An 11,083-nucleotide genomic window follows, 5' to 3' on the forward strand; every position below is an offset into this window, starting at 1 on the left:
GCGGCTCGCCCAAGAAACTGTCGAGATTCACCCAGATGTGCGCTGCGGGGCTCCGCCGGCGTACTCGGGCGGCGGCATCATGGCGGACGGGTCCTCGCCCGCGAACCACAGTCCGACCATGAACGCCGTGGCCGCCTCCAGCAGCCCGGCCCGCTCGAGACCGCCGCCGTCCATCGGGACGCATCCAAGGTCGGCCACCAGTTCCCGGACCACCGCCAGCGCCTCCTCGTCATCGCCGCACAGCGGGACACCGAGGGGCCGCCCGCCGAACACGGGCGGCGTCATCCGCCACACGCTCTCGTGGCACAGGTTGAACGCCTTGACCACCCGCGCGCCGCTCGCGTCGGCGACGCGCCGCGCGGCCGAGGGGCCGCCGTCCGTCTTCAGCGTCTCGAACGGCGGCTCCATCGGGTTGGTGCAGTCGATGAGGACCCGTCCGTCGAGCGGGCCCGCTTCGCGCAGGACGTCCTGGACGCCCTCGTGCCAGACGGCGAGGAGGACCACGTCCCCGAATTCGGCCGCCTCGCGGAGCGTGCCGCCGGTCGCGCCGTGGCCCGTCCGCTCCGCGAGCGAGGCGGCCTTCGCGGGCGTCCGCGCCCCGAACCTGATCTCGTGACCCTTGCGCGCCCACTGCGTGGCCAGCGCGTCCGCCATGTTCCCCGCGCCCAGAACACCGATCCGCATGGTTGACCTCCCGGTCGATTACCGTCGGACGGGACGCTAAGCGGTCCGTTCGGCACCATCCGGTACGTATCGGGCGCTGCAGAATCGCGGAGTGCGCATGGACGAGATCCAGCTGGACGAGTTCCAGGTCGACGAGTTCCAGGACGAGGTCCGGTTCGCGGCCGACTGCCAGACGCGGCTCGGCCTCGACCTGCTGTCCGGCACCTGGACGGGCGTCGTCCTGTGGACGCTGCGCAACGGCCCGCTCCGTCCACGCGAACTCCAGGACAGGATCGGCGGCATCAGCCACAAGGTCCTGAACGAGACGCTCCGCCGCCTCGAACAGAACGGCCTCGTCACCCGCCGCCGCTACGCCGAGGCGCCGCCGCGCGTCGAGTACGGCCTGACCGGCCCCGGACGCGGCATGCTCGAACCCCTCTTCGCCCTGAGTCGCTGGACGGAGCAGTACGCCGACGAGGTCCTCGACGCCCAGGAGCGCGCCCTCACCGGCCGGTGAATTTCGCCTTTCCGGGGCCCTCTTCCATGAAGCTCCGCATGCCGCTGGCCTGGTCCTCGGTGGCGAACAGGGCGGCGAACTGCGTCCGCTCGATCTCCAGCCCCGTCTCCAGATCGACCTCAAGGCCCGCGTCGATGGCCTGCTTGGCGGCACGCAGCGCGATCGCGGGCCCGCCGACGAACGACGCCGCCCACTCCTTCGCTGCCGGGTAGACGTCAGCGTCCGGGACGACCCTGTCTACCAGCCCGATCGCGAGGGCCTCGTCCGCCGCCACGTGCCGCCCGGAGAACACCAGGTCCTTGGCCTTGGACGGCCCGATCAGCCGGGACAGCCGCTGCGTCCCGCCCGCCCCGGGGATGATGCCGAGCTGGATCTCCGGCTGCCCCACCTTCGCGCCCTCGCCCAGCACCCGGAAGTCGGCGGTCAGCGCCGTCTCCAGGCCGCCGCCGAGCGCGTACCCGGTGATCGCGGCGATCACCGGCTTGGGGATCCCGGCGAGCGCCCGCGCGAAGTCCTGCAGCAGCCGCGAATGCCCCGCCGACATCTGCGCGTACGACATCGGCGCCATCTCCTTGATGTCCGCGCCGGCCGCGAACACCTTCTCCCCGCCGTACAGGACGACCGCGCCGACGGCGTCGTCCTGCGTGACCTGCCGGGACGCGTCGATCAGCTCCCGCTGCATCTGGGCGTTCAGGGCGTTCATCTTCGGACGGTCCAGCCTGATCGTCGCGATCCCGTCCTCGACCTCGACCCGTACGAACTCGCCCACGGCGACCCTCCTGCGTGATATCGGCGGCAACGTCCCGAGCCTAACGCGGCGGTTCGGGCCTGCTGTGACGGCAGTCGGGCGGGCGACGCCAGTCATGGGCAGGGACGTCGGAGGCTGCTGATAGCTTCGGGAACCATGCTCGTCGCCCACGCCACCTGGCATGGCGGTGCGCTTTGCCTGTGGGCTGAACGCACCGGCCCCTACGAGCTTTCATCTGACGTCCACCCCTTCGCGACCTGCGACTTCGCCGGGACGTCCTACGAGCCGCTCGTCCGCACCGCGTTCCGCGTCGAGCTGGCGATGTCGCTGCCCACGGCCGGCGACCATCCGCTGCCGTCCGCCGAGCTGGGCCCCGAGCCGGTCTCGGACGAGCCCGAACTGCGCCCGTGGCGGGTGCCCGCGCTCGTCCTGGAGCCGTTCCCGGCGATGGCGCTGCTCCAGGCCGCCGAGCACAGCGCCGACGTCGTCCCCGGCACCGACCTGCGCTTCCTCTGCATGATCGCGGACGAGGCCGTCCACCTGACGGGGCGCGGCCAGGTCCTGCCCGCGCTGCTGCGCGAGGACGGCGATCTCGTGGCCCGCTGGCGCCCGGTGATCGACGACCCGGCGCGGTACCGGGCGCTGGCCCGCGCGATGCCCGCCGCCTGCCGCGCCGCGGACGGCGGCCGCCCCGCCGGCGAGGTGCTGCGCGAGGCCCTGTCCGGCCTGGTCGACACGGCCGTCCGGGGCGTGGTGCCGCATCCGCTGCTGGTGTCCCGGCGGAAGGAGCTGGACCGGCTGCCGCTCGCCGAACGGTGGGTGGCGGCGCTGACCGGCCCGTCCGCCGCTGTCGCCCGCGAGCCCCGCGACGACCCCGACGACCTGATCGCCGAGCTGGACGCCTGGGCCGCCGGGGCGCGCCGCCCGTCCGGCCCGCTCCGCGCCTGCTTCCGCCTCGCCGAACCGGACGCAGAGCAGGAAACCGACGGCGGCGATTCCTGGCGCATCGAGTTCGCCCTCCAGGGCACCGACGACCCGAGCCTGTACGTCCCCGCCGCCCTCGTCTGGGCGGGCGAGGCGACATCGATCGCGACCGCCGAGGAGACGCTCCTCACCGGCCTCGGCCGCGCCCTGCGCCTGTTCCCCGACCTGGCCCCGGCGCTGGACGGCCCCGAACCGTCCGAGCTCGTCCTCGACACCGCCGGCGCGTTCCGGTTCCTCCGCCAGGCGGCCCCGATGCTCGCCGCCGCGGGCTTCGGCGTCCTGCTCCCGCAGTGGGCGGGCAAGGCGAAGCTCGGCATGAAGCTGACGACGCGCGGCGAGGACCCCGAGGCGTCGTCCGGCTCGGCCGTGGCGTCGGGCTTCGATATGAAGGCCATGGTCGACTTCCGCTGGGACCTCGCCATCGGCGACGACAGCATCGACGAGGCCGAACTGGAGGAGCTCGCCCGCCTCAAGACGCCCCTCGTCCGCCTCCGCGGCCAGTGGGTCGAGCTGGACGAGCGCCAGCTGGAGGCCGCCCTCGACTTCCTCCGCCACCCCCGCCGCGGCCGCATGACCGCCGCCGAGGCGATCCGCGCGGTGATCCACGCCGGCGACGACGTCCTCCCCCTCACCACCGTCGACCCGGACGGCGCCCTCGGCGACCTCCTCTCCGGCGAAGCCGACCGCCGCCTCACCCCCATGCGCACCCCCGACGAGCTGGGCGCCGAACTGCGCCCCTACCAGGAGCGCGGCCTCGCCTGGCTGACGTTCATGGACGGACTCGGTCTCGGCGCCCTGCTCGCCGACGACATGGGGCTGGGCAAAACGATCTCCGTCCTGTCGCTGCTGGTGCACGAGCGGGAGAACGGCGCCCGTCCCGATCCGACGCTGGCGATCCTGCCGATGTCGCTGGTGGGGAACTGGCAGCGGGAGGCGGCGCGGTTCACGCCCAAGCTGCGCGTGCACGTCCATCACGGGACGGGGCGGCATCGCGGCGCGGAGCTGGTCGAGGCGGTGGCGGGGGCCGACCTGGTGCTGACCACCTACGGGACGGCGACGCGGGACGCGGAGACGCTCGCGCGGATCGAGTGGGGACGGGTCGTCTGCGACGAGGCGCAGGCGCTGAAGAACAGCGGGACGCGCCAGGCCAGGGCCGTGCGGAGCATCCCGGCGCGGAACCGGATCGCGCTCACCGGGACGCCGGTGGAGAACCATCTCACCGAGCTGTGGTCGATCATGGAGTTCGCGAATCCGGGGCTGCTCGGGCCGCGCGCCGCGTTCCGGCAGCGGTTCGCGATCCCGATCGAGCGGGACGGCGACGAGCGGGCGGCGCTGGCGCTGAAGCGGGCGACGCAGCCGTTCGTCCTGCGCCGCCTCAAGACCGACAGGTCGATCATCTCGGATCTGCCGGAGAAGCAGGAGATCAAGGTCTACTGCAACCTCACCGCCGAGCAGGCGTCGCTCTACCAGGCCACCGTGGACGACATGCTCGCCCAGATCGCCGAGGCGGACGAGAAGCAGCGGCGCGGCCTCGTCCTGGCGACGATGGCGAAGCTCAAGCAGGTCTGCAACCACCCGGCGCAGCTGCTGAAGGACGGCTCGCGCCTCCCGGGCCGCTCCGGGAAGCTCGAACGTTTGGAGGAGATCTGCGCGGAGGTCCTGGAGCAGGGCGAGAAGGCTCTCGTGTTCACCCAGTACGCGGAGTTCGGGTCGATGCTCCAGCCCTATCTGGCGGGACGGCTTGAGCGGCCTGTCCTGTGGCTGCACGGCGGGACGTCCAAGCAGGGGCGGGACGATCTCGTCCAGCGGTTCCAGGACGACCCCGAACCGGCGGTCTTCCTGCTCTCGCTGAAGGCCGCCGGGACGGGCCTGACCCTCACGGCCGCCAACCACGTCGTCCACGTCGACCGCTGGTGGAACCCGGCCGTCGAGGACCAGGCCACCGACCGCGCGTTCCGCATCGGGCAGACGCGCAACGTCCAGGTCCGCAAGTTCATCTGCGTCGGGACGATGGAGGAGCGCGTCGACGAGATGATCGAACGCAAGAAGGCCCTCGCCGACTCCATCGTCGGCACCGGCGAGGACTGGCTCACCGAACTGTCCGTGGCCGAGCTGCGGGACGTCCTCCGCCTGTCCCCCGAGGCGGTGAGCGGCTGATGGGCGAGGGCATCAGGGCCCGGACGAAGCGCGGGTCGATCGGCTCGCAGTGGTGGTCGCGCCGGTTCATCGACCTGGTCGAGTCGTTCGCCGACACGGGACGTCTCCAGCGCGGCCGGACCTACGCCCGCAAGGGCAACGTGGTCGACCTCAAGGTCGCCCCCTACGAGGTGACCGCGAAGGTGCACGGCTCGGCGCCCGAGCCGTACGAGGTGGCGCTGGGCATCGAGGCGATCGACGCGGATGGGTGGCGGGCCGTCGAGGCGGAGCTGGCGTCGCGCGCGGTGTTCCGGGCGCGGCTGCTCGCCGGGGAGATGCCGCCGGAGATCGAGTGGGTGTTCGCCGAGCTGGGCCTTGCGCTGTTCCCCGGCTCGGCCGCCGACCTGCACCTGATGTGCGACTGCCCGGACTGGGGCGACCCGTGCAAGCACGCCGCGGCCGTCCTGTACCTGCTGGCCGAGGCGTTCGACGACGACCCGTTCCTCATCCTGCAATGGAACGGCCGGGGCAGGAAGCAGCTCCTGGCGGCGCTGCGTCGCGGCGCCGAGACCGAGCCCGACCCCTTCGAGATGGCGGACGAGCCGCTCACCGCCTCCGGTTTCTGGACGCCCCCGTCCGGCCTTGGGCGCCTCCGCGACCGTCCGGCGGCGCCGCCCGTGCCTCCCGGCTTCGTCCTTCAGGTGGCCACTCCGCCGCCGATCAGGATCCGCCGCCGTCCGCTCACCGACGTGCTCGCACCCGTCTACGAGGCCCTGGCCGCCGAGCCCGACGTCTAGGCGGCGGCGCGGGCCGAGGCTCAGGCGGGGAGGCGGGCGCGGACGGCGAAGCCGCCGCCGGGGTGGGCGCCGGCCTCGAAGTCGCCGCCCAGGGCCTCGGCGCGGTCGCGCATGCCGCGGATTCCGCTGCCGTCCCCGGACGGTGCCGTGGTGGGCGCGCCGTCGTCGTGCACCTGGACGGTCACGTCGCCGTCCCCGTAGCGGATGCGGACGACGGCGGCCGACGCGCTGGAGTGCCGCGTCACGTTGGTGAGGGCCTCCTGGACGATCCGGTAGGCCGCCAGGTCGGCCTCGGCGGGCAGGGACCGCGGCTCGCCCTCGACCTCGGTCCGGATGGTGAGGCCGGCGGTGGCGAGGCCGTCGGCCAGGTCGTCCAGCCGGGCGAGGCCGGGCGCGGGGGTGACCGGCGCGGCCTCGTCGACGCGGCGCAGGACGCCGAGGGTGGCGCGCATCTCGCGGAGGGTGTCCTTGCTGGCCTGCTTGATCGCGGTGAGGGCGTCCTCGGCGCGTTCCGGCTCGCGGCGCAGGCCGTGCAGCGCGGCCGTGGCCTGCACGTTGATGAGCGAGATGTTGTGCCCGAGGACGTCGTGCAGCTCGCGGGCGATGCGCAGCCGCTCCTCGATGGCGCGGCGGCGGGCCTCCGCCTCCCGGCCCCGCTCGGCGACCCGCGCGCGTTCCTCGGCCTCCCGCAGGTAGGCGCGCCGGTTCCGGACGACGCCGCCGACCGCCATGACCGCGACGAACCAGCCGGCGAGCAGGAACCCGGCCGCGTCCGCGAGGTGGTTGGCGTCGCCGCGGTAGTCGCCGTACAGGGTCGCGGCCATCGAGAGCGTCACGAGGACGCCCGCGACGACGAGATGCCCGGCGGCGGCCACGGTGTAGAGCGCGATCACGAACGAGATCACGACGGGGCCGTCCGGCTCGGTCACCGGGTAGTAGACGGAGCACGCGGCGAACGTCACGATCGCCACCGCGACGGGGTGGCGCCGCCGGAAGTACAGCGCGCCGCACGTGACAACGAGCAGGATCCAGCCGAGCCAGGGCATGGGCCCCCGGCCGTCCTTCTCGATCACGGTCAGGACGGCCCCGACCGTCACGACGAGGCATCCCGCGGTCAGGAGCAGGTCGGCGGAGCGGCCGCGCGGCGGCCACCAGTCCGGAGCTCGCACATGATCCATCCTGCCAGGCCCCCGCAGCTTGCATTACTGCGATGAAATGTAGTACATCTACTACATCAAGTTGTAGTGATGCAGCAGACGGTCGAAGTCCCCGTATCCGGAGGTGGTCATGAACGAGCACGTCTACAACCGGATCACGGTGCTGCGCGCCGAACGCGGCGTCTCGCGCCGCGACCTGGCCGCGGCGCTGGGCGTGCACTACCAGACGGTCGGCTACCTGGAGCGGGGCGAGTACAGCCCGAGCCTGCACCTCGCGCTGCGCATCGCCGACTACTTCGAGGTGCCCGTAGAGGTCGTCTTCTCCCTGAAACCGTTCCCGAGAATCGGAGGCACGTCATGACGAACAGCACGGCGCGTTGGCTGGAGCGCTCTCGCCGCAAGCGCGCGGACCGCCTGGCCGCCCTCGAGGAGCAGATGGACCGCCGCATGCCCGCCCGCTACGGGCGCCGGCGGCCCCGCCGGGTGCTGGCCGGGGCGGGCGCGGTGACGCTGGGCCTGCTCTGGGCGGACGCCGCCGTGTCCTGGGTCATCGCGCCCAGCGACACCGCGATGATCGTCAACTTCGTGGTCCTGGGCGTGCTGGTGGTCGTCGGGCTCCCGCTCGCGACCCAGCTGGTCGCGCTGACCCGGGGCCTGACCGCCAAGCGCGAGTGGGAGCTGGACGAGCGCCAGCTCACCGCGCGGCTCCGCGCGTTCGCGACCGCCCACCGGGCGTCCACCGTCGTGATCGTCGCCGTGCTGCTGGTGACGATGATCGCCGACCGTGACGGCCGGGAGTCGCAGATCCCCGGCGCCGCGCTGTTCCTGATCCTGTTCGCCCTGCTGGTGACGCACATGTTCCTGCCGCTCATCGTCGCCGCCTGGCAGACGGCCGACCCGCCCACCGAGGACGACGAGGACCAGGACCAGGGCCAGGACCAGCCCTAACGCAGGTCGCCGTTCGTCATGCCGGGCGGGGCGGGCGGGAGGGCGACCAGGCCCATCTCCGCGCGGCCCGACAGCATCGGGTGGCTCGGGACGACGCGGACGCTGTACCCGAACGCCCCGCTGCGTCCCAGCGGAACCTCCCCGACGTACCGGACGCGCCCGTCGTCGGCCGGTTCGCCGCCGTCCAGCTCCAGATAGGACGGGTCGACCAGCGCGTCGGAGCCGTCCACCCGGCCGTAGACGACCTCGACGGCGACGTCGTCGGGAGCGAGACCGGCCAGATCGACGACGACGCGCACCGACAGCCGCGATCCGACCTGCGGGCTTTCCGCCCCGTTCGACTCGACGTGCTCGACGGCGACGCCCGGCCACGCCTTCCGGACCCGCTGCTTCCAAACGGCCAGCGCCCTGGCCCCCGCGAACTTGTCGGCCGCCATGGCGCGCGCGGACGCGGCGGCCGGGGCGTACAGGTCCTCGACGTAGTCGCGCAGCATCCGGGACGCGAGGACCTTCGGGCCGAGCGTCGCGATGGTGTGCTTGACCATCTCCAGCCAGCGGCGCGGCAGCCCGTCGGCGTCCCGGTCGTAGAACGTGACGGACACGTGGTCCTCGATCAGCTCGTACAGCGCGGCGGCCTCCAGCTCGTCCCGCCGGTCGGGGCCCGCGAGGCCGTCGGCGGACGGGATCGCCCAGCCGTTCTGGCCGTCGTACCACTCGTCCCACCAGCCGTCGAGGATCGACAGGTTCAGCGCCCCGTTCAGCGCCGCCTTCATCCCGGACGTGCCGCACGCCTCCAGCGGGCGCAGCGGGTTGTTCATCCACACGTCGCAGCCCTGCACCATCAGCTGCCCGAGCGCCATGTCGTAGTCGGGCAGGAACACGATCCGGTGCCGGACGTCCTCCGACTCGGTGAACCGCACGATGTCCTGGATGAGGCGTTTGCCGCCCTCGTCCGCCGGGTGCGCCTTCCCGGCGATCACGATCTGCACCGGCCGCTCGGAGTCCAGCAGGATCGCGCGGAGCCGGTCCGGGTCGCTGGTCATCAGCGTGAGCCGCTTGTAGGACGGGACGCGCCGCGCGAACCCGATCGTCAGGACGTCCGGGTCGAGGGCGTCGTCGATCCAGGAGATCTCCGCCTCGCTCGCGCCGCGCTGCCGCCACGACTCGCGGAGCCTGCGCCGCGCCTCGAGGACGAGCCGCCGCCGCAGCGCCCCGCGGATCCGCCACAGCTCGATGCCGGGACGGGCGAGCACCTCCTCCCAGCCCCGTCCGGACTCGACGATGGACGGCAGCTCGCGGGCGGCCAGCTCCAGGATCTCCCGCGCCACCCACGTCCCCGCGTGCACGCCGTTGGTGATCGACCCGACCGGGACCTCGGCGATGTCGAACCCGCCCCACAGCCCGCCGAACATCTCCCGGCTGACGTGCCCGTGCAGCTCGCTGACGCCGTTGACGCGCTGCGCCAGCCGCATCCCCATCACGGCCATGTTGAACACGGTCCGGTCGCCGCCGGGGTAGTCCTCGGCGCCGAGCGCGAGGATCCGCTCGACGGGGACCTGCTCCTCCTCGGCCGCGCCGCCGAAGTACCGGCCGATCAGGTCGCGGGGGAACCGGTCGATGCCCGCCGGGACCGGCGTGTGGGTGGTGAACACCGTGCCCGCGCGGGTCGCCTCCAGCGCCTCGTCGAACGTCAGGCCGTCCTCGGCCGCCAGCTCGCGGATGCGTTCCAGGCCGAGGAACCCCGCGTGGCCCTCGTTGGTGTGGAACACCTCCGGCGCGGGATGCCCGGTGACGCGGCAGTACGCGCGGATCGCCCGCACGCCGCCGATGCCGAGCAGCATCTCCTGCAGCAGCCGGTGGTCGCCGCCGCCCCCGTACAGCCGGTCGGTGACGTCCCGCGCGGACTGGTCGTTCTCCTCGACGTCGGAGTCGAGGAGCAGCTGCGGGACGCGTCCGACCTGCGCGATCCAGACCTGCGCGTGCAGGCCGCGCCCCTTGGGGAGACCGATGACGACGCGGACGGGCGACCCGTCGCGTTCGCGGAGCAGGGTGAGCGGCAGGCCGTTCGGGTCGATCGGCGGGTAGCGCTCCAGCTGCCAGCCGTCCGGCGACAGCGACTGCGAGAAGTAACCGTGCCGGTAGAGCAGGCCGACGCCGATGATCGGGACGCCGAGGTCGCTGGCGGTCTTCAGATGGTCGCCGGCGAGGATGCCGAGGCCGCCGGAGTACTGCGGCAGCGCGGCGGTGATCCCGTACTCGGGCGAGAAGTAGGCGATGGAGTCCGGCGTGCCCGGCCTCGACTGGTACCAGCGGGGCGCGGTCAGGTATTCGCGCAGGTCCTCGGCGGCGTCCCGCAGCCGCCGCAGGAACCGCCGGTCCTTCGCCAGCCGTTCCAGCCGCTCCGGCGCGACCTCGCCGAGCAGCCTGACCGGGTCGTGGTGGACGGCCTTCCACAGCGCGGGGTCCACGGCGCGGAACAGGTCGAGCGTCTCGTGGTGCCAGGACCAGCGCAGGTTGAGGACCAGCTCCTCAAGCTGCCGGAGCGGCTCCGGAAGGACGGTGCGTACCGTGAAACGTCGGATTGCCTTCACGCAACGTCACGCTATGCGGTGGGGTCCGATGGTGCGACAAGCGGGGTTGCGTGTACGGGTCATCGCACAGAGTCACCCCACGAGTTCTTCGCTGTAGCCGCCGCTTTCCGGGCATGGGGACGTTTTGGAGATTTCGCACGGGTAGGGGTGGCTCATGCACGTCGAGTCCGGGACGTCCAGCGAGACCGGCATTCCGCGGCTTGGCCGTATTCCGATCCTTGAGGTGTCGCCGGTGGTGGGGTGCGGCCGGTGGCCGGCCAAGGCGGTGGTGGGTGAGTCGGTCGTGGTGTCGGCGACGGTGTTCCGCGAGGGGCATGAGCGGTTGGGTGCGGCGGTGGTGTTGCGGACGCCGGACGGCGAGGAGTTGCCGGGTGTGCGGATGAGTGCGGTGGATGCGGGTTTGGATCGGTGGTCGGCGGTGGTGACGCCGACGGAGATGGGGTCGTGGTCGTTTCGGGTGGAGGCGTGGGGTGATCCGATCGCGCATTGGTGGCATGACGCGCAGATCAAGGTGCCGCGGGGGCAGGACGTCGAACTCATGC

The 11,083-nt window shown here is 72.6% G+C and carries 10 protein-coding genes; 6 read left to right on the forward strand and 4 right to left on the reverse strand.

The annotated features are described in order from the left end of the window. Positions 1-27: 27 nt before the first annotated feature. Positions 28-684, reverse strand: coding sequence for an NADPH-dependent F420 reductase (locus tag ACH35V_RS12090; protein ID WP_395972020.1), 657 nt, complete (start codon positions 682-684; stop codon positions 28-30). 97 nt (positions 685-781) lie between these two features. On the opposite strand from ACH35V_RS12090, the gene ACH35V_RS12095 reads away from it, so the two are divergent. Then, entirely contained in the window at positions 782-1,180 is a 399-nt protein-coding gene (locus ACH35V_RS12095; RefSeq protein ID WP_395972021.1) for a winged helix-turn-helix transcriptional regulator, read from the forward strand. On the opposite strand, the gene ACH35V_RS12100 is transcribed toward ACH35V_RS12095, so the two are convergent. Then, positions 1,167-1,949, reverse strand: coding sequence for an enoyl-CoA hydratase/isomerase family protein (locus ACH35V_RS12100; protein WP_395972022.1), 783 nt, complete (start codon positions 1,947-1,949; stop codon positions 1,167-1,169). The genes ACH35V_RS12095 and ACH35V_RS12100 overlap by 14 nt on opposite strands. Before the next feature lie 135 nt (positions 1,950-2,084). On the opposite strand from ACH35V_RS12100, the gene ACH35V_RS12105 reads away from it, so the two are divergent. Both ACH35V_RS12105 and ACH35V_RS12110 read left to right on the forward strand, forming a co-directional pair. Beyond that, positions 2,085-5,069 (forward strand): DEAD/DEAH box helicase, encoded by a 2,985-nt coding sequence (locus ACH35V_RS12105; protein ID WP_395972023.1) that lies wholly within the window; start codon positions 2,085-2,087, stop codon positions 5,067-5,069. Continuing rightward, complete coding sequence (locus ACH35V_RS12110) at positions 5,069-5,845, forward strand: SWIM zinc finger family protein (protein ID WP_395972024.1); 777 nt, start codon at positions 5,069-5,071, stop codon at positions 5,843-5,845. Before ACH35V_RS12105 ends, ACH35V_RS12110 begins: the two co-directional genes overlap by 1 nt. Before the next feature lie 20 nt (positions 5,846-5,865). Here ACH35V_RS12110 and ACH35V_RS12115 read toward each other — a convergent pair whose 3' ends face one another. Further along, positions 5,866-7,014, reverse strand: coding sequence for a sensor histidine kinase (locus ACH35V_RS12115; protein WP_395972025.1), 1,149 nt, complete (start codon positions 7,012-7,014; stop codon positions 5,866-5,868). 118 nt (positions 7,015-7,132) lie between these two features. Between ACH35V_RS12115 and ACH35V_RS12120 the strand changes: the two genes are divergently transcribed. Together ACH35V_RS12120 and ACH35V_RS12125 are read left to right on the forward strand one after the other, a co-directional pair. After that, positions 7,133-7,363, forward strand: a complete 231-nt coding sequence (locus tag ACH35V_RS12120) for a helix-turn-helix transcriptional regulator (protein ID WP_395972026.1) — start codon at positions 7,133-7,135, stop codon at positions 7,361-7,363. Continuing rightward, entirely contained in the window at positions 7,360-7,950 is a 591-nt protein-coding gene (locus tag ACH35V_RS12125) for a hypothetical protein (protein WP_395972027.1), read from the forward strand. Before ACH35V_RS12120 ends, ACH35V_RS12125 begins: the two co-directional genes overlap by 4 nt. On the opposite strand, the gene glgP is transcribed toward ACH35V_RS12125, so the two are convergent. Continuing rightward, a complete protein-coding gene (gene glgP / locus ACH35V_RS12130) occupies positions 7,947-10,541 on the reverse strand; it encodes an alpha-glucan family phosphorylase (RefSeq protein WP_395972029.1) in 2,595 nt (864 codons plus the stop codon). The genes ACH35V_RS12125 and glgP overlap by 4 nt on opposite strands. 154 nt (positions 10,542-10,695) lie before the next feature. Here glgP and ACH35V_RS12135 point away from each other — a divergent pair. Next, positions 10,696-11,083 (forward strand): maltotransferase domain-containing protein (locus tag ACH35V_RS12135; RefSeq protein WP_395972030.1); only part of this gene is annotated, 388 nt, incomplete at its 3' end.

Origin of the sequence: Actinomadura sp. 1N219, assembly GCF_044326405.1 — a bacterium.
GTDB lineage: Bacteria > Actinomycetota > Actinomycetes > Streptosporangiales > Streptosporangiaceae > Spirillospora.

Bases quoted from the DNA above. Each gene is read 5' to 3' on its own strand.
- ACH35V_RS12090 (WP_395972020.1), bottom strand. From the start codon at position 684: ATGCGGATCGGTGTTCTGGGCGCGGGGAACATGGCGGACGCGCTGGCC.
- ACH35V_RS12110 (WP_395972024.1), top strand. From the start codon at position 5,069: ATGGGCGAGGGCATCAGGGCCCGGACGAAGCGCGGGTCGATCGGCTCG.
- ACH35V_RS12125 (WP_395972027.1), top strand. From the start codon at position 7,360: ATGACGAACAGCACGGCGCGTTGGCTGGAGCGCTCTCGCCGCAAGCGC.
- ACH35V_RS12120 (WP_395972026.1), top strand. From the start codon at position 7,133: ATGAACGAGCACGTCTACAACCGGATCACGGTGCTGCGCGCCGAACGC.
- ACH35V_RS12095 (WP_395972021.1), top strand. From the start codon at position 782: ATGGACGAGATCCAGCTGGACGAGTTCCAGGTCGACGAGTTCCAGGAC.
- ACH35V_RS12105 (WP_395972023.1), top strand. From the start codon at position 2,085: ATGCTCGTCGCCCACGCCACCTGGCATGGCGGTGCGCTTTGCCTGTGG.